Source organism: Antarcticimicrobium sediminis (genome assembly GCF_004348975.1).
Classification (GTDB): Bacteria; Pseudomonadota; Alphaproteobacteria; order Rhodobacterales; family Rhodobacteraceae; genus Antarcticimicrobium; species Antarcticimicrobium sediminis.
Map to the genome: position 1 here is coordinate 40314 of NZ_SMFP01000008.1, position 21579 is coordinate 61892.

The following is a 21579-nucleotide window of genomic DNA, read 5'->3' on the forward strand; positions in this document are numbered from 1 at the left end:
CACCAAGCCTTTCGCATCAGGAGAATGACCATGGCCACCGTTGCCGTTACCGATGACACCTTCGACAAGGAAGTCAAACAATCCGCCGTCCCCGTCGTGGTGGATTTCTGGGCCGAATGGTGCGGCCCCTGCAAGCAGATCGGCCCGGCGCTTGAAGAGCTGGCTGCGGAATATGGCGACAAGATCAAGGTGGCCAAGGTGGACGTGGACTCCAACCCCAACACCGCCGCCGCCATGGGCGTGCGTGGCATCCCCGCGCTGTTCATCTTCAAGGACGGTCAGGTGATTTCGAACCGCGCTGGCGCGGCCCCGAAAGCGGCGCTGCAAAGCTGGATCGACGAATCGATCTGATCTGATTTTCGCGTTAAATTTCAAAGGGGTGCCTTCGGGCGCCCCTTTTTCTTTGTGGCTTAAACCGGCCAGCCCGCCCGTTGAAATGCGGCGTGAATTTTCCCTTTCGCCTCGGGCCGTCCGGCATTGATCGCCATCTTCTGCCAGAACCAGTGCAGGTAGCCGGCATAGTCAGGCCGCATGAGGGGCGCGGCGTGCAACGCCTGTTCCGCCCCCAACCGCGCGGCATCTGCGGTGATGTGGTGGAAATCCGCAAGGGCGAAAAGCACGGCGGGTTTACCAAAGAAGAACCCGTTGAACGCGGCGCTGGAATTCTGCGTCGCCACGTAATCACAGCCCCTCAGCCAGCGCTCCATCTCACCCAGCGTGACGGTCAGACGGGGGCTGTCCCGCTCCAATCGCTCCAGCGCGACAAGCTCACCTTCGGAGTAGCTCTCCTTTGGGTGCAAAGCCGCTATGACCGGACGGGGATCATGGGCCAAGACCGCGCGCAGCATGTCGAGCGGCGAACAGCTTTGGAACGAGCGATGTTGCAACAGCCGCCCTTGCAGCGGCACATAGACAAAGCCGTCGCGCGTGGCGGTTTGCGGCGCGTCGGAAAACAGCCGCTGTTGCCAGAAGCGATAAAAGCGATCCGCCTCTTTGCGCGGCACGGCATCGGTGGGAAAGACGGTTTTTGCCACATGCCAGTCCCAGCGTTGGCCGCTGGGTTCGATCGCCCAGAACGGATAGTGATAGACCCGGCGCAGGGTCAGGGCGCGGTCATGGCTCGGCTCGGCCATATGAAACAGGGCGTAACCGGGCCGGGTGGCCGAGGCGGCGCGCTCGGCGTCAGTGTCCGGGCGATAGGCGAGAGCAAAGCCGGCCCCGCGCAATACCTCGCCAACGAGACGCAGAAAATTATGCTGTCCGGCCTGCGCGCTCTGACGCAGACCGTCTTCAAGATAGAATGTGACGCGGGCTGCTTCGCTCATGCCCGCACGCTAGTGGGGGTTGGCAGGCCGGGCAAGCGCAGGCAGCCACCCTTGTGTGCAAGAGACGCCCCGTCCATATAGACAGGCAACGATCAGGAGGCGCAGATGAGCGAAAATTCCTTTCCCGGCTGGCACGGCACCACGATCATCGGCGTCCGCAAGGGCGGACAGGTGGTGATCGCGGGCGACGGTCAGGTATCCTTGGGCAACACGGTGATCAAGGGCACCGCGCGCAAGGTGCGCCGCCTGTCCCCCGGCGGCACCGATGTGGTGGCGGGCTTTGCCGGATCAACGGCCGATGCCTTTACCCTGCTGGAACGGCTGGAAACCAAGCTGGAGGCGACGCCGGGCCAGTTGCAGCGCGCAGCGGTCGAGCTGGCGAAAGACTGGCGCACCGACAAATACCTGCAAAAGCTGGAGGCGATGCTGATCGTCAGTGACGGGCGCGAGATCTATGTGATCACCGGCGCGGGTGATGTGCTGGAGCCGGAACATGACGTCGCCGCAATCGGATCGGGCGGCAACTTTGCGCTCGCCGCCGCGCGGGGGCTGATGGAAACCGATCTGTCGGCCGAGGAAATCGCGCGCAAGGCGATGGCGATTGCCGCCGACATCTGTGTCTTTACCAATGGAAATGTGACGGTGGAGACGATCAAGGGCTAGATCCCCGCGATCTGACCCGCCACTTCCCCCCCCCAAGACTTGTGACGCCGGAAGGACCAACATGACCGACCTGACCCCCCGTGAAATCGTGTCCGAGCTGGACCGCTACATCATCGGCCAGAATGACGCCAAACGGGCTGTGGCCGTGGCGCTGCGCAACCGCTGGCGGCGCAAACAGCTGTCGGATGATCTGAGGGATGAGGTCTATCCCAAGAACATCCTGATGATCGGGCCCACCGGCGTCGGCAAGACCGAAATCAGCCGACGGCTGGCCAAGCTTGCCCGCGCGCCCTTCATCAAGGTCGAGGCGACCAAGTTCACCGAAGTCGGCTATGTCGGGCGCGATGTGGAGCAGATCATCCGTGATCTGGTGGACAGCGCCATCCTGCAGACCCGCGAACGGATGCGCGACGAGGTCAAGGCGCGGGCGCAGCAGGCCGCCGAAAAGCGGGTGATTGATGTCCTCGCAGGCGACGGCGCGCGGGAGGGCACGCGCGATATGTTCCGCGCCAAGCTCAAATCCGGGGAATTGGACAACACCGAGATCGAGTTGGAAGTTGCCGACAACGCCAGTCCGACGCCGATGTTCGACATTCCCGGCCAGCCCGGCGGCCAGATGGGCATGCTGAATCTGGGCGATATGTTCGGCAAGGCGTTCGGCGGACGCACCACGCGCAAGAAGATGACCGTTTCCGACAGCTATGGCGTGTTGATCGGGGAAGAGGCCGACAAGCTGCTGGATGACGAGGCGGTGACGCGCGCCGCGCTGGAAGCGGTGGAGCAGAACGGGATCGTTTTCCTCGACGAGATCGACAAGGTTTGCGCCCGTTCAGATGCGCGCGGCGGCGATGTTTCACGTGAAGGCGTGCAGCGCGATCTATTGCCGCTGATCGAGGGCACCACGGTCAGCACCAAGCACGGGGCGGTCAAGACCGACCATATCCTGTTCATCGCCTCGGGCGCGTTCCATATCGCCAAACCTTCGGATCTGCTGCCCGAATTGCAGGGCCGATTGCCGATCCGGGTGGAGTTGCGGGCGCTGACAGAAGAAGATTTCGTGCGCATCCTGACCGAAACCGACAACGCGCTGACCCGGCAATATACCGCACTGATGGGCACCGAAGAGGTCACCGTGTCCTTTACCGATGACGGCATCGCAGCGCTGGCCAAGATCGCGGCCGAGGTCAACCAGACGATCGAGAACATCGGCGCGCGGCGGCTGTATACGGTGATGGAGCGGGTGTTCGAGGAATTGTCCTTTACCGCCCCGGACCGCAGCGGAGAGGCGATCACTGTGGATGCGGCCTTCGTGGACCTGAACCTGGGCGAATTGGTGAAGTCCACCGATCTCAGTCGCTACGTGCTCTAGACCCGGCGGCACAAGCCGCTATCCTGCGGCAACAACGGTGGGGAGAACCCCCCGGAGGGGGAGGGGCGCAATGCGGCGTAGACAGATGTTGATGCTGATGACGGCAACAGGTGTTTCCGCCTGCGCCGACCGGTTCCATGCGCCGCTAATGCCACAAGCCGCGGATGTGGGGGTTGTGCGGCAGATTTTTGTCGCCACCAACCGCGCCCCCGATCCGGAGGGCTGGTTCACCGCGCAACGATCAGAACAGTTGACCTACATGACTCTGGGGGTGGCGATCCCGCCAAGCCACAAGAAGGGGCGGATTAAAAACGGCTTCGCCCATCCCGACCCGCAGACCGATTTCACCATCGCCACACGCAGGGATCTGGACGGACGGCAGGGGTTTCGCACCGCGCTGGCCCACACGATCCGCAACGCACCGCCCAACCGGCGTGAAATCGCGGTGTATATCCACGGGTATAACAACAGTTTCTTTGACGGCGTGTTCCGCACCACGCAGATCATCCACGATTTCGACGTCCCGGCGACGGCCGTGCATTTCTCATGGCCCAGCGCGACGCACCCGCTCGGCTATACCTATGATCGCGACAGCGTGCTGTTTTCCCGCGATGCGCTGGAACAGCTTCTGAACGATCTGCGCGCCGCGAATCCCAAACGCATCGTTCTGGTGGCGCATTCTCTGGGCACCATGCTGTTGATGGAGACGCTGCGCCAGATCGAGATTGCCGATCCGGGCTGGAGCAAGCGGTCGCTTGGCGGGGTTGTTTTGATCTCGCCCGATCTGGATATCGAAGTGTTCCGGATGCAGGCCAAGCGGTTCCGCAATCTGCCGCAACCGTTTGCGATTTTCGTCTCGAAACGGGACAAGGCGCTGGCGCTGTCAGCACGGATCAACGGCGCCGGTGCCCGGTTGGGCAATCTGAGAGACCCCGAAGCGCTTGGCGATTTCCCGGTCACGATTCTGGATGTCAGCGAATTCAGCAGCAGCAACAGCCATTTCACCCTTGGCACCTCGCCGGTGCTGATTTCATTGTTGGCAAACAGCGCGCCGATGGATGTAGCGTTTCAGTCTGACAGGTCCGGGCGTTCGGGGTTGTTGCCGGGGACGGTGCTGACGGTGCGCAACGCGACGCAATTGATCCTGTCGCCCGATCTGCTGCTTTCCAAGCTGTAGCGCGCTATCGCGTGCGACGCAGATAGACGTAATAGGCGCCCTCGCCGCCGTGGCTGACATGGGCCGCGCTGATTTGCAGCACCGCCTGCGAGAGCGGTGACATCGACAGCCACTGCGGCACCTGATGTTTCAACACCCCTCGTGGCGTGGGGATCGGCCCGTGATCCGCGCTGCGCTTACCCTTGCCGGTGATCACCAGAACCAACCGTCGACCGCCCGCCTGCGACGACAGGATAAACTGCACCAGCGCCGGGTGCGCGCGATCCTGTCGCATCCCGTGCAGATCAAGCCGCGCTTCGGGCTTGAGCTTGCCACGTTTCATCCGGGTGAAGGCCTTGCGATCCATCTGGACCGATGAGGTTCGGAGTTGCTCGGCCATCGAGGGTTTCAGGTTGTGTCGGGCGGGGGCGGGTTTCGCCGCCTGTCCCAGATCGAACTGCTCTATCGTCATCGGCTCGCGCGGGATCACGGCCTTGGTCCGGGGCTTGGGCGCGGGGAGCGGGGGCTGAGGTCGGGTCGGATGCAGGCGTTCGGCCTGATCCGTGACCTTGCGCCACAGATCCAACTCATCCTTTCTGAGTTTTCTGCGCGCCATCACGCGCCGTCCGGCAACAGCGCATAGGCGCGCTGGATCGGCAATAGCACCAGCATCCGGCCGCGATCGCGCAGCTGTCCAGCGGCCTGCCCGGCGACATCCCCGGTGCCAAAAAAGACATCGGCCCGCTGCGCGCCCTTGATCGCCGAGCCAGTATCCTGTGCCACCATCAACCGTCGCATTTTGCCCGCACCATCCTTTTCCAACCAGACCGGCGCGCCCAATGGCACGAAATCGGGATCGACCGCAATGCTGCGCAACGGGGTCAGCGACCGATTCATCGCCCCCAAGGGCCCAAGATGAGTGGCCACATGGCTGACTTCGCGGAAAAAGACGTAGGACGGATTGTGCAGCAACAGCTCGCGTCCGGCGTCGGGATTGCGGCGCACCCAATTCTTGATCACCTGCGCGCTGACCTGATGCGCGCCATAGGTGCCACGCCGGACCAGTTCCACCCCGACCGAGCGATAGCTGTGCCCGTTGGACCCGCCATAGCCAACCCGCAGCGCCCCGCCATCCGGCAAGCGGATGCGGCCAGAGCCTTGAATTTGAAGGAAGAAAAGTTCGACCGGGTCATCGACCCAGGCAATCTCCAGCCCGCGGTTTGCCATCACGTCGCCGGTCAGGATATCGCGCCGGGTGAGCCATTGCGCTTGCTGTTTCGCCTCGGGCGGCATGCGGTAAAGCGGATAGCGATAGCGCGCGGTGGGATAGCGCGAGCCATCCAGTTCGGGTTCATAATAGCCGGTAAAAAGCGGATCGGCCCCGTCGCGGATCAGAACCGGGCGAAAGAACAGCTCGAAAAACGCGCGGGCACTGTCCGGCGGTTGCTGTTGCGCCAGTGCACAAAGGTTGTGCCAGTCGGGATCGCCCATGTCGGGGCAGGTTTGCACGAACACCGCCAACGCCGCAGCGTGGTCATCTTTTGACCAGCCGTCAAGCTGGTCAAAATCAAGAATCTCATGCACCGGCTCCGCCCCGGCCCCGGAGAGGGGGGCCATCAACACGGCCCCCGCCAGAACGGCCGAGCGGAGCGCGCCAATCATCCGTCCGTGGCGACAAGCAGCCAGTTGGGATCGGCGCTGCCCATGACGCGGGCAAAGGTCCAAGTATCCTTTTGCCGTTTGGCCGTTGTCGGGCTTCCCTCGACGATATCGCCACCGCGATCGCGCACGACCGAGGTCAACTCGCCGACGAACCGCAGGGTGATCTCGGCGCGGTTGCTGTCCTTGTCGAACTGCACGTCGGAAATCGCCGTCTCGCGCACGCCAATGAACTCTGCCTCGATCTTGAGGCCCTTGTCTTCGCGCGCAGCGACACCATCGACAAAGCTGTCATAGATATCCTCGGCAAGGAACGACTGAATCTGGTCAAGATTGCCCAGTTCATAGCTCATCAGGATCATCTCGTAAGCGCCACGGGCACCTTGCACGAATTCCGATACGGAAAAGGCGGGTTCGATCCGTTTCATGGAGGCCAGCGCGTCGGCCTGCGGGCTGTCCTCGGGGACATGGTCGGTGATATCACGATCAGGACCGCCCTCGATCACCTCGAAATCTGGGCGGGCCTTTTTTTCGGCGGGGTCTGGTGCGGCCGGCTTTTCGAAACCATCCCGGGTTCCCAGCACATTTTTCAGGCGGAGAATCAGGAAAATTGCGATGCCGGCAAGCACCAGAAGCTGGATCAAAGGTGAATTCATTTGGTCCTCGTGTCAGGCGTTGGACTTTGTAAGGCGAGCCTTTGACCCTTATGTAGGTGAGGGGCAGCGTATAGTCCACTGTTCCGCTTAAGCGAAAGGAGCCGCTGAATGTATCTGTTTCTGGCCTTTCTGGCCGTACCGGTCATAGAAATCGCCCTGTTCATCCAGGTGGGCGGGCTGATCGGGCTATGGCCGACGCTGGCAATCGTGGTGTTGACCGCCATGCTGGGCACTTGGTTGGTGCGCACCCAGGGGCGGGTGGCGATGGGCCAATTGCAGCGCGCCTTTTCTGAATTGGACGACCCGACCGAACCGTTGGCCCATGGCGCAATGATCCTGCTGGCCGGCGCGCTGTTGCTGACGCCAGGGTTTTTTACCGATGCGGTGGGGTTCGCTCTTTTGATGCCGCCGGTTCGATTGGCAGTTTTCCGCTATGTGCGCAGCCGCATTACCGTGGCCCGGTTCGAGATGGGCAGCGGTATGGGCACCGGCCGTCCTCCCCACAGGCCGGGTCGCGATGATGTGATCGACGCTGACTATACCGAGGTCAAGCCAGAGCCGCGCCGCCCCGGACAGCGGCCATCAGGCTGGGTCGAGGGACCGGACCACCATTGAGATGATCCCGGCGAGGTGATATGCAGCGCCAAACGCGATTTTTGGGAGAATTCCATGTCTGAAACGTCCACGAACGAAGGCGCACAAGCGCAGCAAGCCCCGCAGATTCAGATGAAAATTCTGGGTCAGTATGTCCGCGACCTGTCCTTTGAAAACGTGATGGCACAAAAGCGCACATCGGGCGATGTTCAGCCCGACGTCAGCGTTCGGGTCAATCTGGACGCGAAAAAGCGCACCCCGGATGACCAGTACGAGGTGGCGATCAAGCTGAACGTCGAATCCAAGGTCAAAGGCATGGACGACATTCTGTTCCTGATGGAAGTCGAATATGTCGGCATCTTCCAGGTGGCCGGTGTACCGGAAGAGCAGCTGCACCCCTTCCTGCTGATCGAATGCCCGCGGATGTTGTTCCCGTTCCTGCGCCGCATCGTCAGCGACGTGACCCGCGATGGCGGTTTCCCACCGCTGAATCTGGACACGATCGACTTTGTCGCGCTGTACCGCAATGAGCTGGCCCGGCGCCAAGCCGAGCAGGCCGCCCAAGGTGAAGTCAAGGCCGACGCCTGATCTGCGGCCCCTGAGTCAGGGCATCTGATCCAAGACAACAGACCAACAGGGAAAGGCCGCGATCACCGGATCGCGGCCTTTTCCGTTCTGTCATCCAATCCATTGCATGCGGTTGGCCGAGTGCGGTCGCGGCGCGGTTCAGCCCTGCCGCCAAAGGGCGTTCTCGCCCATTTTTTCGACAAAGGCATCATGCGCCGCCTGCTCTTGGGCCGTAATCCGACCAGCCAGGGGGGTGGGACGCGGTTTCGGGCGCCAGTTCAGATCCGCGGCTGACACGCCGCTTTGCCCCTGATCTACCTGCAAGGCAAAATCAGGCTGCCGCCCGCCGATCAGTTCCAGATAGACCTCGGCCAGAATTTCGGAGTCAAGCAGCGCCCCGTGCAAGGTTCGCGCCGTGTTGTCGATGCCGTAACGACGACACAGCGCATCAAGCGAGACCTGCGCGCCGGGAAATTTCTTTCTGGCAATGGCAAGCGTATCGATCGCTTGTTCCCAAGGCAGTTCGGGCAGGTTCATCCAGCGCAGTTCAGCGTTGAGAAATTTCATGTCAAAGCTGGCGTTGTGGATGATCATCTTGGAGTCACCGACGAAATCCAGAAACGCCTGTCCGATCTGTTCAAACACCGGCTTGTCGCTCAGAAATTCCTCGCTCAGCCCGTGCACCTGAAACGCCTCGTGCGGCATATCACGCTTGGGGTTGATGTATTGGTGATAGGTGGTGCCGGTGGCGACGTGGTTGAAAAGCTCGACCGCGCCGATCTCGACAATACGGTCGCCCGTCTTGGGGTCGAGCCCGGTGGTTTCGGTATCGAGTACGATTTCACGCATTTTTCATCCCCGCCCGTATCTTTTCCCGTATCTCTGTCACGATCCGCAGGACCTGCGCGCGCGCATGCTCCAGCGTGTCGGTGACGATCACATAGTCGGCCCGGGCATGTTTGTCTGCGTCTGGCATCTGTTTGTTGCGGATATGGTGAAAATGCGCGGATGTCATGGTGCCGCGTTCCATCACCCGCGATTCCTGGACCTCGGGCGGTGCGGAAACCGTGGCGACGGCGTCAAACTGGGTCTCTCCGCCGCCCTCAAACAGAAGCGGGATGTCAAAGACCAGAATATCAGCCGTGGCCTGTGTGCGGAACTCTGCGCGATCCTCGGCCACGAGGGGATGCACGATCTGTTCGATCCGTCCAAGCGCCAAGGGATCCGCGATGATGATGCGTTTCAGGGCCTCGCGGCTGACCGCGCCGTCGATGATCGCCTCGGGGAAGGCCGCGCGCATCGGCGCGACCGCCGCGCCTCCGGGGGCATACAGGCGATGGACGGCCGCATCCGCATCCCAGACGGCGCAGCCCTGTTCGGCAAACAGCTTTGCCGTGGTGCTTTTGCCCATACCGATAGAGCCGGTGAGACCCAGTGCGAAGCTCATGCCAGCACCGCGGCGCGGGTGGCCTCATCAACATCTGGGCGCACACCGAACCAACGTTCAAACCCCGGAACCGCCTGATAGATCAACATGCCAAGCCCATCGACGGTGGTTGCTCCTGCAGCCTCGGCCGCTTGCAAAAGACGTGTTTTCAAGGGGTTATAAACAAGATCGGTGACCACGCTTTTGCTGGTGATCCCGTCGAGGGGCACCCGCAACTCGGCCTTTCCAAGCATCCCGAGAGAGGTGGTATTCACCACAAGGGCCGCCTCTTCGAGAATATTTCCGGCCTGAACCCAATCGATCACGCGGACACGCTGACCAAAATCCTGCCGCAACTGTTCCGCCCTTACCCGGGTGCGGTTGCTAAGCAGGATCTCTGGCACGCCGGCGTCAAGCAAGGCCGAGACCACCGCCCGCGCTGCACCGCCCGCGCCCAGAACGGCAGCGGGGCCAGAGGCCGGATCCCATGACGGTGCGCCCCGACGCAGGTTCTCCATAAAACCGAACCCATCGGTATTATCGGCATGAATCTTGCCATCCGGGCGAAAAATCAGCGTGTTGGCGGCCCCGATCAACGTGGCGCGGTCGGTGACCTGATCGGCCAGCGTCAGCACCTTTTCCTTGTGCGGAATGGTGACGTTAAGGCCGACAAAGCCCATTTTGGGCAAGGTCCGAAGCACCTGTTCAAGGTCTTCGGCGCGCACCTCCATCGGGATGTAATGGCCGTTGATCCCATAGGTGTTGAGCCAATGCCGGTGCAGGCGCGGTGATTTGGAATGGGCGATCGGTGTGCCGATCACCCCGGCGAGCGGAATTCGCGTGTCTGTCATGAGTCAATCGACCCCCGAACCATCAAGAAATTGAGCAGCTCCAACATTGGCATACCGAGAACCGTAAAGTAATCCCCGTCAACCGCCGCAAACAGGCGCACGCCCTCTTCCTCAAGCTTATAGGCCCCGACAGCGTGACGGATGCTGTCCCAGTTGCGCGCAACATAGCCCTCGAGATAGGCGTCACTCGCCTCGCGCATGGTCAGGCGAACCTGCCCCACGTGACGCCATTCGGGTTTGCCGTCGCGACAGATCACGGCAGCAGACATCAGCTTGTGTCGTTTGCCACGCAAGGCACGCAACTGCTCCAGCGCCTCCTGAGGCGTTTCCGGCTTGGACAGCAGCGTGCCTTGGAAATCCAGAACCTGATCGCAGCCGATGACCAATGCACCGGGCGTCTTTTCGCTCACTTTGCGCGCTTTCATCTCGGCCAGCGTATCGGCAATGTCGCGGGGCGAGGCCGCCTCGGCGATCAGCGCCTGTTTGATTGCCTCTTCATCCACGCGGGGGCGGATGGTTGTGACCTCAACCCCGGCATTGCGCAGCAAGGTCGCGCGAATTTCTGATCCTGAGGCAAGAACGATCGGGACAGCCATGTGGAAAACTCCGGTATGGGACGGCGGATGAAGCTGTACGTTTTCTAGGAACTTTATCCAGATGCGCAAGGTGCCAACAGAAAGGGGTAATCTGGGGCAATCCGTGCCAGAGATCTCCCGCGGGGAAAAGAACAAGTCGCCGACCCGGGACAACCCCGGTTTTACCCAGTTCTCCCCGAGTTATCCCCAGAAGGCTCCGCGAAAGTTCTATGTTACGTCGCTGTAAAATAATGATAATTTCCATTTTTTCCGTCTGAGGACAAAAACGACGAAACTTTGTCCACACAGGGGATAAGCAACGGGACAAGGCAATAATCCACCGATTCAGGGCCCCCCTACTAAATCATCATCCTTTATTCTTTTCTTTCTTATTATTAGGTAACAGGCATCACCGAAGGGACCAGAGATGTCAGACCTGTTGATCACGCTGTACCCTTGGACCAAGGCGATCCACATCATGGCAGTGTTGTCCTGGATGGCAGGGCTGTTCTATCTGCCACGCCTGTTCGTCTATCATTTGGAAAAGGCCGAGGCGGTGCCCGAGGCGCCTGCGATTTTTTTCGTGATGGAAGAAAAGCTGTTTCGCTACATCATGCACCCAGCGATGATCGCAACGTGGATCATGGGGTTGATGCTGGTGGCGACGCCGGGGGTGGTCGATTGGTCATGGATCTGGCCCTGGACCAAGGGGGTGGCCGTGATCGCCATGACCTGGTTCCATTTCTGGCTGGATTGGCGACGCAAAGATTTTCTGGCCGAGCGCATCCACCTAACCGGTCGACATTTTCGCATGATGAACGAGGTTCCCACCATTTTGATGATCGTCATCGTCCTCTCGGTGGTGGTGAAATTCTGATCTGGATTTGACTCAGGCATATGGCTTGACTATGTAAGCGGCTGACGCGCCCGTCCGGGCGATGTACCTTCCAGATTCTTTGCAAAGTGCTCCACGTGTATTTCGGGAGCCAAGGGCCGTACCATCATGACAGTTGAATGCCTCACTCTTTCTGATCTCAAGGCGAAAAGCCCCAAGGATCTGCTCTCGATGGCCGAAGAGCTGGAGATCGAGAACGCCTCGACCATGCGGAAGGGTGAGATCATGTTCCAAGTCCTGCGCGAGCGCGCGGATGAGGGCTGGGAAATCTCCGGTGATGGTGTGCTGGAAGTGCTTCAGGACGGGTTTGGTTTTTTGAGATCGCCAGAGGCGAACTATTTGCCCGGCCCCGATGATATCTATGTCTCGCCCGAGATGCTGCGGCAGTACAGCTTGCGCACTGGTGATACGGTGGATGGACAGATGAAAGCACCGCTTGAGAATGAGCGGTATTTTGCGCTGACCAATGTCACCAAGATCAACTTTGAAGACCCGGAAAAGGCCCGGCACAAGATCGCCTTTGATAACCTGACCCCGCTTTACCCCGATGAACGGCTAAAGATGGAGATCGAGGATCCGACCATCAAAGACCGCTCTGCCCGGGTGATTGATCTGGTTGCGCCGATTGGCAAAGGGCAACGGTCTTTGATCGTGGCGCCGCCGCGGACCGGTAAGACCGTGATCTTGCAGAATATTGCGCACTCAATCGAGCAGAACCACCCGGAATGCTATCTGATCGTGCTGCTGATTGACGAGCGGCCCGAAGAAGTGACCGACATGCAGCGCTCGGTAAAGGGCGAGGTTGTGTCCTCGACCTTTGATGAACCGGCGACGCGGCACGTTGCAGTGTCTGAAATGGTGATCGAAAAGGCCAAGCGTCTTGTCGAACACAAGCGGGATGTTGTTATTCTTCTCGACTCAATCACAAGACTTGGTAGGGCATTCAACACAGTTGTGCCGTCCTCGGGGAAAGTTTTGACCGGTGGTGTGGATGCCAATGCGTTGCAGCGCCCGAAACGCTTTTTTGGTGCGGCGCGGAACATCGAAGAAGGTGGGTCGCTCACCATCATCGCCACTGCGCTGATCGATACGGGCAGCCGGATGGATGAGGTGATTTTTGAAGAGTTCAAAGGGACTGGTAACTCTGAACTCGTTCTGGATCGTAAAATTGCTGACAAACGGGTCTTCCCGGCGATCGACATCCTCAAATCCGGCACCCGGAAAGAAGAGCTGTTGATCGAGAAGGGTGATTTGCACAAAACCTTTGTCTTGCGCCGCATCCTGAACCCGATGGGGACGACCGACGCTGTCGAGTTTTTGCTGGGCAAGCTCAAGCAGACCAAGTCAAACGCCGAGTTCTTTGACTCCATGAATACCTGAGCGCAGGGCAACCGCGCGGAGACGAACCATGGATACGATTTTCGCGTTGGCCACTGCGCGCGGCAAGGCTGGCGTGGCGGTCATTCGTCTTTCCGGGCCAGCGGCGCATTCCGCTGCATCTCAGTTGGCGGGTGGACCGCTGCCCACGCGCGGTATGGTGTTGCGCAGGCTTCGCGATGAGACCGGCGCAGCGCTGGATGAGGGTCTTATCCTGACCTTTAAGAACCCTGCAAGCTTTACGGGCGAGGATGTTGCCGAGCTTCAGGTGCATGGCAGTTTGGCGGGTATAGCCGGTATTTTGGCGGCGCTTGGCAAAATTGAAGGGCTGCGATTGGCTGAGCCCGGTGAGTTTACCCGCCGAGCACTTGAAAACGGGAAATTGGACTTGGCCCAGGTCGAGGGTTTGGCCGATCTGATTGATGCAGAGACCGAGGCACAGCGGAAACAGGCGCATGATCTGTTGGACGGTGCGTTGGGCCGGTTGGCGGAAAGCTGGCGCCGTGATCTGATACGCGCGGCAGCCCTGATCGAGGCCGTAATTGATTTCGCCGATGAAGACGTGCCCACGGATGTAACGCCCGAGGTGATGATGTTGCTGGACCGGGTGGAGCGCGAATTGCAGGCGCAGACCTCTGGCGTCAGAATGGCTGAGCGCATCCGCGAAGGGTTCGAGGTGGCGATTATCGGCGCTCCGAACGCTGGAAAATCAACGCTTCTCAATGCTTTGGCAGGGCGTGACGCTGCAATCATATCGGAACATGCAGGCACAACACGGGACGTGATCGAGGTTCGGATGGACCTGGAGGGGCTGCCGGTAACCTTGTTGGATACCGCGGGCTTGAGAGAAACAGCGGACGCGGTAGAGGGAATCGGGATTGCCCTTGCCCGAAAACGAGCCGAGACGGCGGATTTGCGCGTTTTTCTGGCCGAGGATGAGGAAGATCTGGACGTCGCCGCGCAGTCGGGGGATATCCATGTACGCCCGAAAGCCGATCAACGGTCGGACAAATCGCGCGCGGTGTCCGGTGTAACCGGTGAGGGGCTGGACTGGTTGACTCGGGAAATCGGGAAGACCTTGACTGATCGCTCTGCCAGTGCGGGTTTGGCGACCCGGGAGAGGCACAGGGCCGCGATGCAGCGGGCTTCGTTATCGCTTTCCTCAGCGCGGGCCATTTTGAACACCGGGCCGGATATGTATGATATCGCAGCGGAAGAAATCAGAAATGCGATTCGCGCCCTTGAATCTTTGGTCGGTCGCATCGATGTGGAAAATTTACTTGATGAAATCTTTGCCAGTTTCTGCTTGGGAAAATAGGGAGTGTTTCACGTGAAACATTCAGGGTTTGATGTCGTCGTGATCGGTGGTGGCCACGCCGGGGCCGAAGCCGCGCATGCAGCAGCGCGAATGGGTGTGTCGGTTGCGTTGGTGACATTGACCCGCGACGGAATTGGGGTGATGTCGTGCAATCCGGCCATCGGTGGGTTGGGCAAGGGGCATCTGGTTCGTGAGATCGACGCGCTAGACGGTGTGATGGGTCGGGTGGCCGACAAGGCGGGGATCCAGTTTCGCCTGCTGAACCGGCGCAAGGGCCCAGCGGTTCAGGGGCCGCGGGCGCAGGCGGATCGCGTGATCTATCGCACCGCAATGCTAGCCGAGACCGTCGCCCGCCCAAGTCTGACAATCGTGGAGGGGGAAGTCACCGATTTTCTGATGGCAGGGGATACCGTCACGGGGGTCGTTCTTGCTGACGGGTCCGAGATTTCAGCCACTGCCGTCGTCCTGACCTCGGGCACCTTTCTGCGCGGCGTTATTCATATCGGTGATATTTCTCACCCCGGGGGGAGGATGGGAGACAGGCCGTCAATCAAACTGGCAGAGCGCATTGAGTCGTTCAACTTGCCACTGGGTCGCCTGAAAACAGGGACGCCGCCGCGTCTTGACGGGCGAACGATCAACTGGGACGAGCTGCAGATGCAGCCGGGCGATGATGACCCTGTCATGTTCTCGTTTCTTTCACGTAGAGTTGAAGCGCCGCAAATCTCTTGTGGGATTACGCATACGAACCCGCATACCCATGAGATCATTGAAAAAAACCTTAAGAGATCGGCTATGTATGGGGGCCATATCGAGGGGATCGGGCCACGCTATTGCCCTTCGATCGAGGACAAAATCGTTCGGTTCAGCGAAAAGACTTCGCACCAGATATTTCTGGAACCGGAAAGCGTGAGCGGCCACACTGTCTATCCAAATGGGATCTCGACCTCTTTGCCTGAGTCGGTTCAGGAAGAGTATGTGCACTCCATTGCCGGGTTGGAACGAGCGGTGATCTTGCAGCCGGGCTATGCGATTGAGTATGACTACGTTGATCCCCGCGCGTTGACGATGGAACTTGGCGTTAAGGATATACCGGGTCTATATCTTGCGGGTCAGATCAACGGAACCACAGGATATGAGGAGGCGGCGGCTCAGGGCCTTGTTGCCGGACTTAATGCCGCGCGGGCGGTTCAAGGACGGGACCCTGCAGTTTTTCGGCGCTCTGATAGTTATATCGGGGTTATGATCGACGATTTGACGACACGGGGGGTTTCGGAACCATACCGTATGTTTACCTCGCGAGCAGAATTTCGGCTGTCCCTTCGCGCGGACAATGCGGATCAAAGACTGACGCCTTTGGGGCTAGAAGTCGGATGTGTAAACGAGGAGCGCAAGATTGTATTCCTTGACAAGATGGATAGGTTGGAGCGTGCGCGCACGCGGCTAACAGATCGTGACTATACACCAAAACAGGTCGCGGCAGTCGGTATTCGCATCAGTCAGGATGGGACGCGGCGCACTGCAATGGACGTTCTGGCCTTTCCGGATGTGAACTTCGCCGATCTTATCGAACTTGACCTCGATTTGAGTGCTGTCGATGACGAAGTTCGGAGCCAGTTGGAACGTGAGGCGCTTTATACGAACTATATCGAGCGGCAGCAAAAGGACATCGATGCGGTTCGGCGGGATGAAATGCGCCGATTTCCGGCGGATTTCAACTATATGGGGATCGAAGGCTTGTCGAATGAACTGAAGTCCAAGCTTTCTCTGGCACGCCCCGGAAATCTTGCACAGGCAGCGCGTGTTGATGGGATGACACCCGCTGCTCTCGCGTTGCTCCTGACCTGGATCCGACGTGTTCCAGAGGCACGTCAAGCATGAGCGGCGAGGCCGGTTCTTCTGCAAACTTGGATGTTTCACGTGAAACAATGGATCGCTTGAACCGATTTGTGGCTGTGCTTGAGAAGTGGAATCCACGAATCAATCTGGTTTCGCGCAACAGCATTTCAGAGGTCTGGACGCGCCATATTGCGGATTCTCTTCAGGTTTTTCGATGCACAACCCCGATCGGGCATTGGGTTGATCTGGGCAGTGGCGGTGGATTTCCGGGCCTTGTTATCGCTATTCTCGCGCAAGAGATGGCCCCGGATTTGCGCGTAACGCTGGTTGAAAGCGATCAGCGAAAATCAGCCTTTTTGCGGACGGCGGCCCGTGAAGCGGGGGTCCGTTGCACAGTGATTACCGAAAGAATTGAAACTTTGGAGCCGCAAGAGGCAGATATCCTATCCGCCCGTGCCTTGGCCGATCTTGAGACGTTGATGGACTATACCCAGCGGCACCTGAAACCCGGTGGCGTGGCGCTGTTTCCAAAAGGCGTCACCTGGAAAAAAGAGTGTGTCGCGGCGCGCCAAAGATGGAATTTCAACGCTGAGCAGATTACCAGTAAAACAGATCCCGATGCCGTGATCCTGAAAATCGAAGGAGTGTCGCGTGCCTGACCTGTCCCGCCCACGAGGGCCGAGAATTATCGCCGTCGCCAACCAAAAGGGTGGTGTTGGCAAAACGACGACGGCGATCAATTTGGCAGCAGCGCTGGTCGAAACTGGAAAGCGGGTTCTGGTTGTGGACATTGACCCACAGGGCAATGCCTCGACCGGGTTGGGGATTGAGCCGTCAGAGCGTGACATGACGACGTATGAGCTTTTGGTGGAAGACCTGCCGCTTGACGAGGTAATCCAACCCACAAAAATCGATGGCCTGTCGATCATTCCGGCCACGGTCGACCTTAGTTCGGCGGATATCGAGCTGATGTCGAACGAAAAACGCAGCTTTCTGCTTCATGACGCCCTGCGACAGCCGGCAATGGATGGCTTTAATCTCGATTATGTCCTGATTGACTGCCCGCCGTCTCTGAATCTTCTGACGGTCAACGCGATGGTCGCCGCACATTCTGTTCTGGTTCCGCTTCAAAGTGAATTTTTTGCGCTCGAAGGGCTATCACAGCTGATGTTGACGATTCGCGAGGTGCGGCAAACAGCCAATCCAAATCTTCGGATCGAAGGTGTGATTCTTACCATGTATGACCGGCGCAACAATCTTTCCCAACAGGTGGAGCAAGATGCGCGGGAATATCTGGGTGACTTGGTTTTCAAGACGGTGATTCCCCGCAACGTCCGGGTGAGCGAGGCGCCTTCATATGCGATGCCAGTATTGAGTTATGATACCGGGTCGCAAGGGGCGATTGCCTATCGTGCTTTGGCGCGGGAAATGATTGGAAAGCACGAAAAGATTGCCGCCTGAGTGGCGCGGAGGGGAGCATAATGGCCGAGAAAAAGAATAGACCCCGTGGGCTTGGGCGTGGATTGTCGGCGCTGATGGCAGACGTCACCTCTGATCCGGCACATTCGGCGGATCAGGCGCTGCGTCGTGCCGATGGCCAGGTGCCGATCGAACAGCTCAAACCAAATCCAAATCAGCCGCGTCGGACTTTCGACCCCAAGAATTTGGAGGATCTCGCGGCCTCTATCCGTGAAAAAGGCATCCTTCAGCCTTTGATTGTGCGCCCGGATGCGAACGGTGGATATGAAATTGTCGCTGGCGAACGCCGTTGGCGCGCCGCTCAGCAGGCGCAATTGCATCAGGTTCCGGTTCTGATTCGCGACCTGGACGACACCGAAGTGTTGGAAATCGCGATTATCGAGAATATCCAACGCGCTGACTTGAACGCGGTCGAGGAGGCCTCTGGATACCGCCAGCTTATGGACAAGTTTGGTCATACGCAGGAAAAGCTGGCCGAGGCGCTTGGAAAAAGCCGAAGCCATATCGCTAACCTGTTGCGGCTGTTGTCTTTGCCCGAGGATGTGCAATCTCTGGTCAAAAATGGCGAGCTTTCGGCTGGCCATGCGCGGGCGCTGATCACGCTCGATAACCCTTCGGAACTGGCCAAGACCGTGGTGCGAGACGGATTGTCTGTCCGTGCGACCGAAGCGTTGGTCAAAAAACAACAGCAAGGCGATGCCGCGCCGTCCATCTCCAAACCGCGGCCCGGTAAAGCGTCGGAAAAGGATGCAGATACCCGCGCGCTTGAGGGGGATCTGTCAGCGATGCTGGGTATGAACGTGGCAATCAACCACGAACCGGGCGGCGAGGCGGGGGTCGTTACGATTCGCTATACCACGTTGGATCAACTGGACGATCTTTGTGGGCGACTCAGTCGTTAGGGCGGGTCCAGATAAAAATCAGGACGCCGCTCAGAACTAGCGCCTGAATCGCCAAGAGCGTGATTGAGAGCCCGAATAGCAGCGAAAGCATGAAAACGGCGACGATGGAGAGCGTAGCCAAGCGTTTCGCCCTTGGGTGAATTGCACCGCTGCGCGTCCAGTCTTCGATCACGGGCCCAAAACGAGGGTGGCTGAGGATCCAGGTATGCAAGCGGGGCGAGGATCGCGCGAACAAGAAACTGGCCAGCAGCAGGAATGGTACGGTCGGAAGCAGCGGCAAAAACACCCCGATCAGGGCGAGCCCGACGCAGAGTGTTCCCAAACCGGCCCAGACAAAGCGCATGTTTTACACCGCCAGTAGCTCGCGAAGGATCGCGTTCAAAACCGGGCGACCCTGTTTTGTGACTGTCAGCCGGTTTCCAGACAGCTGGGTCATACCCAAGTCCTCAAGATCGGCGATCCGGGCAGCGGGCAGGGCGGTGCCCGTAATCGCTGTGTACCGATCAATATCTATACCTTCAGTGAGTCGAAGACACATCATGACGTATTCGCACCCCTGATCTTGTGGTGAAAGGCTATATCGCTTCAATTCTCCGGTCTCACGGGCGACTGAATCGAGCCATGCGGTGGGGTTTCGGACTGATTCAGTCGCAAATCGGGCTGAATTCCGCGAGATCCGTCCGTGAGCCCCCGGCCCGACGCCGACATAATCGCCATAGCGCCAGTATACCAGATTATGTCGCGATTCTGACCCCGGCCGCGCATGGTTCGACACTTCATAGGACGGCATTCCGTGGTCTTCGCAGATCTCCTGCGTGGCGAAGTACATATCGGCAGACAGGTCGTCATCGGGCAGTCCGTGCAGTTTTCCGGCATTATACCGATCGCCAAACGCCGTTCCTTGTTCGACGGTGAGTTGGTAGAGCGACAGGTGATCGACCGCCATCGACAGTGCCTCGGTCAATTCTGCCCGCCAATCTGCCAGTGTTTGCTCTTGCCGGGCATAAATTAGGTCGAAACTGACCCTATCAAAGCAGTTCTGCGCGATATCAAACGCAGCACGGGCTTCTGCAACTGTATGGATTCGACCCAGCCGGCGCAGGTCGGTGTCATTCATCGCCTGGATGCCCATCGACACCCGGTTGACGCCAGCGTCGCGGAACCCGGCAAAGCGTCCGGCTTCGACAGATCCTGGATTGGCCTCCAGCGTGATTTCGATGTCGTTGGCGAAAGACCAGTGGTGACGGGCGGATTCGATCACGGCCGCGACGCTGTTGGGGGCCATCAAGCTTGGCGTTCCACCACCAAAATAGATCGAGGTTAAAACCCGGCCCTGGGTCTCGGTTGCTGCGCGCTCTAGCTCCCTCAGATAGGCTCTAACCCAGGCGGATTGGTCGATTTCACGTGAAACATGGCTGTTGAAATCGCAATAGGGGCATTTGGCCTGACAAAACGGCCAATGCACATAGAGACCAAAGCCCCCAGTGCGCCAATCTTCAACCAAAACAGCCGGCAACGAACTTCTCGACCGCGCGGGCGCGGTGACTGATCTTGTTCTTTTCCCAACGGTCCATTTCGCCAAAGGTGGTGTCATAGCCGTCCGGCACAAAGATCGGGTCATAGCCGTGGCCCTGATCGCCGCGCATTGGCCAGACGACCTGACCGGGCATCACACCCTCGAACACTTCGTCATGACCATCGGGCCAAGCCAGCACCAAGGTGCAGCGAAATTGCGCGCTGCGCGGGTGGGGGGCGTTGCAGGCTTCAAGCTCGTCATGGGTGCGGGTCATGGCCATGATAAAATCGCGGCCAGTGGGAGTTTCGGCCCAATCCGCAGTATAAACCCCCGGCGCACCGTTCAACGCGTCGATGCTGAGGCCGGAATCGTCCGACAGCGCCGGCAGATTGGTGGCCTTGGCCGCGGCATGCGCCTTGATCCGCGCATTGCCGACGAATGTATCTTCGGTCTCTTCCGGTTCGGGAAGGTTCAATTCACCGGCGCCCACAACCGAGACGCCAAACGGCGCGAGAAGCGCGCGCATCTCGTCGAGTTTGCCGGCGTTATGGGTCGCGACCAGCAGCCGATCACCGGTGAATTTCCGGGTCATGCGCAGGCGGCTTTTTGCAGTGCGACCAGTTCACTCACACCTTTTTCGGCGAGATCCATCAGTTGGTTCATCTGATCGCGGTTGAAGGTCGAGCCCTCGGCGGACATCTGCACTTCGATCAGGCGCCCCGATCCGGTCAGGATGAAATTGCCATCAACCCCGGCTTCGCTGTCCTCGGGATAGTCCAGATCAAGCACGGTTTGTCCGGCATAGATACCGCAGCTGACCGCCGCAACCGGGTCTATCAGCGGATCAGAGATGACATCGCCGGCCTTCATCAGCTTGTTCACCGCGAGCCGCAGCGCGACCCAACCGCCGGTGATCGAGGCGCAGCGGGTGCCGCCGTCGGCCTGAATCACGTCGCAGTCAATGGTGATCTGCCGTTCGCCCAGGGCCACGCGATCGACGCCGGCCCGCAGACTGCGCCCGATCAGCCGCTGGATTTCAACGGTGCGTCCGCCTTGCTTGCCTGCTGCGGCTTCTCGACGCATGCGGGTGTTGGTGGCGCGCGGCAACATGCCGTACTCTGCGGTGACCCATCCGAGGCCAGAGCCTTTGACAAAAGGGGGGACGCGCGCTTCGAGGGTCGCGGTACACAGCACATGGGTGTCGCCCATGCGGATCATGCAAGAGCCTTCAGCATGTTTTGTTACGTCCGTTTCGATTGAAACTGGCCGTAGTTCGCTTAAATCTCGTCCAGAGGGTCGCATGGGAATTCCTTTTCTGATCGGCGTCGGGATACAGTTGTGCCCGACCGGGATGCAACCCCGATTGACCTTCTGTATATGTGGTCTTTAATGGCGCACCGCCAGAGGTGACG

At 59.3% G+C, this 21579-nt stretch carries 25 protein-coding genes; 13 read left to right on the top strand and 12 right to left on the bottom strand.

What is annotated here, in order from left to right; translation table 11 throughout:
• Positions 1-30: 30 nt before the first annotated feature.
• Positions 31-351 carry a thioredoxin gene (gene trxA, locus E1B25_RS12880; protein WP_132829883.1) on the top strand — a complete coding sequence of 107 codons (321 nt, stop codon included), beginning with the start codon at positions 31-33 and terminating at the stop codon, positions 349-351.
• A gap of 59 nt (positions 352-410) precedes the next feature.
• Here the strand turns inward: trxA and E1B25_RS12885 are convergent, their stop codons facing one another.
• Complete coding sequence (locus E1B25_RS12885; RefSeq protein WP_132829885.1) at positions 411-1325, bottom strand: hypothetical protein; 915 nt, start codon at positions 1323-1325, stop codon at positions 411-413.
• 105 nt (positions 1326-1430) lie between these two features.
• Here E1B25_RS12885 and hslV point away from each other — a divergent pair, with 105 nt between their 5' ends.
• The 3 genes from hslV to E1B25_RS12900 all read left to right on the top strand — a co-directional run bounded on the left by hslV (position 1431) and on the right by E1B25_RS12900 (position 4534).
• On the top strand, positions 1431-1988 hold the full coding sequence (gene hslV, locus E1B25_RS12890; RefSeq protein WP_132829887.1) for an ATP-dependent protease subunit HslV: 558 nt from the start codon (positions 1431-1433) through the stop codon (positions 1986-1988).
• A gap of 61 nt (positions 1989-2049) precedes the next feature.
• On the top strand, positions 2050-3357 hold the full coding sequence (gene hslU / locus E1B25_RS12895; protein WP_132829888.1) for an ATP-dependent protease ATPase subunit HslU: 1308 nt from the start codon (positions 2050-2052) through the stop codon (positions 3355-3357).
• A gap of 70 nt (positions 3358-3427) precedes the next feature.
• Complete coding sequence (locus E1B25_RS12900) at positions 3428-4534, top strand: alpha/beta hydrolase (RefSeq protein ID WP_132829890.1); 1107 nt, start codon at positions 3428-3430, stop codon at positions 4532-4534.
• A gap of 4 nt (positions 4535-4538) precedes the next feature.
• On the opposite strand, the gene E1B25_RS12905 is transcribed toward E1B25_RS12900, so the two are convergent.
• The 3 genes from E1B25_RS12905 to E1B25_RS12915 are packed head-to-tail and all read right to left on the bottom strand — an operon-like array spanning position 4539 to position 6828.
• Positions 4539-5129, bottom strand: a complete 591-nt coding sequence (locus E1B25_RS12905) for a Smr/MutS family protein (RefSeq protein WP_132829892.1) — start codon at positions 5127-5129, stop codon at positions 4539-4541.
• The gene (gene mltA, locus E1B25_RS12910; protein WP_132829894.1) at positions 5129-6175 is read right to left on the bottom strand and encodes a murein transglycosylase A; all 1047 of its coding nucleotides are present in this window, start codon (positions 6173-6175) and stop codon (positions 5129-5131) included. The genes E1B25_RS12905 and mltA overlap by 1 nt, the downstream gene beginning before the upstream one ends.
• A complete protein-coding gene (locus tag E1B25_RS12915; protein WP_132829895.1) occupies positions 6172-6828 on the bottom strand; it encodes a Tim44/TimA family putative adaptor protein in 657 nt (218 codons plus the stop codon). Before E1B25_RS12915 ends, mltA begins: the two co-directional genes overlap by 4 nt.
• A gap of 108 nt (positions 6829-6936) precedes the next feature.
• On the opposite strand from E1B25_RS12915, the gene E1B25_RS12920 reads away from it, so the two are divergent.
• Positions 6937-7443, top strand: coding sequence for an FxsA family protein (locus tag E1B25_RS12920; protein ID WP_132829897.1), 507 nt, complete (start codon positions 6937-6939; stop codon positions 7441-7443).
• Positions 7444-7497: 54 nt separating this feature from the next.
• Positions 7498-8010: a protein-export chaperone SecB gene (gene secB, locus E1B25_RS12925; protein WP_132829899.1), complete on the top strand. Its 513-nt coding sequence runs from the start codon at positions 7498-7500 to the stop codon at positions 8008-8010.
• A gap of 138 nt (positions 8011-8148) precedes the next feature.
• Here the strand turns inward: secB and dnaQ are convergent, their stop codons facing one another.
• The 4 genes from dnaQ to E1B25_RS12945 are packed head-to-tail and all read right to left on the bottom strand — an operon-like array spanning position 8149 to position 10862.
• Entirely contained in the window at positions 8149-8838 is a 690-nt protein-coding gene (dnaQ, locus tag E1B25_RS12930; RefSeq protein WP_132829900.1) for a DNA polymerase III subunit epsilon, read from the bottom strand.
• Complete coding sequence (gene coaE / locus E1B25_RS12935; RefSeq protein WP_132829902.1) at positions 8831-9436, bottom strand: dephospho-CoA kinase; 606 nt, start codon at positions 9434-9436, stop codon at positions 8831-8833. Before coaE ends, dnaQ begins: the two co-directional genes overlap by 8 nt.
• Positions 9433-10266: a shikimate dehydrogenase gene (locus E1B25_RS12940; RefSeq protein ID WP_132829904.1), complete on the bottom strand. Its 834-nt coding sequence runs from the start codon at positions 10264-10266 to the stop codon at positions 9433-9435. The genes coaE and E1B25_RS12940 overlap by 4 nt, the downstream gene beginning before the upstream one ends.
• Entirely contained in the window at positions 10263-10862 is a 600-nt protein-coding gene (locus E1B25_RS12945) for a Maf family protein (protein WP_132829906.1), read from the bottom strand. The genes E1B25_RS12940 and E1B25_RS12945 overlap by 4 nt, the downstream gene beginning before the upstream one ends.
• Positions 10863-11268: 406 nt before the next feature.
• Here E1B25_RS12945 and E1B25_RS12950 point away from each other — a divergent pair, with 406 nt between their 5' ends.
• From E1B25_RS12950 to E1B25_RS12980, 7 genes are all read left to right on the top strand, one after another.
• The gene (locus tag E1B25_RS12950) at positions 11269-11718 is read left to right on the top strand and encodes a CopD family protein (protein ID WP_132829908.1); all 450 of its coding nucleotides are present in this window, start codon (positions 11269-11271) and stop codon (positions 11716-11718) included.
• A gap of 126 nt (positions 11719-11844) precedes the next feature.
• Positions 11845-13116, top strand: a complete 1272-nt coding sequence (gene rho, locus E1B25_RS12955; protein ID WP_132829910.1) for a transcription termination factor Rho — start codon at positions 11845-11847, stop codon at positions 13114-13116.
• Positions 13117-13144: 28 nt separating this feature from the next.
• Positions 13145-14431 (top strand): tRNA uridine-5-carboxymethylaminomethyl(34) synthesis GTPase MnmE, encoded by a 1287-nt coding sequence (gene mnmE, locus E1B25_RS12960; protein ID WP_132829911.1) that lies wholly within the window; start codon positions 13145-13147, stop codon positions 14429-14431.
• Between the two features lie 12 nt (positions 14432-14443).
• Complete coding sequence (mnmG, locus tag E1B25_RS12965) at positions 14444-16312, top strand: tRNA uridine-5-carboxymethylaminomethyl(34) synthesis enzyme MnmG (RefSeq protein WP_132829913.1); 1869 nt, start codon at positions 14444-14446, stop codon at positions 16310-16312.
• A complete protein-coding gene (rsmG, locus tag E1B25_RS12970) occupies positions 16309-16929 on the top strand; it encodes a 16S rRNA (guanine(527)-N(7))-methyltransferase RsmG (RefSeq protein WP_132829915.1) in 621 nt (206 codons plus the stop codon). Before mnmG ends, rsmG begins: the two co-directional genes overlap by 4 nt.
• Entirely contained in the window at positions 16922-17731 is an 810-nt protein-coding gene (locus E1B25_RS12975) for a ParA family protein (protein ID WP_132829917.1), read from the top strand. Before rsmG ends, E1B25_RS12975 begins: the two co-directional genes overlap by 8 nt.
• A gap of 20 nt (positions 17732-17751) precedes the next feature.
• On the top strand, positions 17752-18651 hold the full coding sequence (locus E1B25_RS12980) for a ParB/RepB/Spo0J family partition protein (protein WP_132829919.1): 900 nt from the start codon (positions 17752-17754) through the stop codon (positions 18649-18651).
• Here the strand turns inward: E1B25_RS12980 and E1B25_RS12985 are convergent.
• The 4 genes from E1B25_RS12985 to rph are packed head-to-tail and all read right to left on the bottom strand — an operon-like array spanning position 18641 to position 21469.
• Positions 18641-18994 carry a YbaN family protein gene (locus E1B25_RS12985; RefSeq protein WP_132829920.1) on the bottom strand — a complete coding sequence of 118 codons (354 nt, stop codon included), beginning with the start codon at positions 18992-18994 and terminating at the stop codon, positions 18641-18643. The two genes, E1B25_RS12980 and E1B25_RS12985, sit on opposite strands and share 11 nt — an antisense overlap.
• Before the next feature lie 3 nt (positions 18995-18997).
• Positions 18998-20155: a radical SAM family heme chaperone HemW gene (hemW, locus tag E1B25_RS12990; RefSeq protein ID WP_245510716.1), complete on the bottom strand. Its 1158-nt coding sequence runs from the start codon at positions 20153-20155 to the stop codon at positions 18998-19000.
• On the bottom strand, positions 20148-20759 hold the full coding sequence (gene rdgB, locus E1B25_RS12995) for an RdgB/HAM1 family non-canonical purine NTP pyrophosphatase (RefSeq protein ID WP_132829924.1): 612 nt from the start codon (positions 20757-20759) through the stop codon (positions 20148-20150). Before rdgB ends, hemW begins: the two co-directional genes overlap by 8 nt.
• Complete coding sequence (gene rph / locus E1B25_RS13000) at positions 20756-21469, bottom strand: ribonuclease PH (RefSeq protein WP_132829926.1); 714 nt, start codon at positions 21467-21469, stop codon at positions 20756-20758. The genes rdgB and rph overlap by 4 nt, the downstream gene beginning before the upstream one ends.
• Positions 21470-21579: the final 110 nt, after the last annotated feature.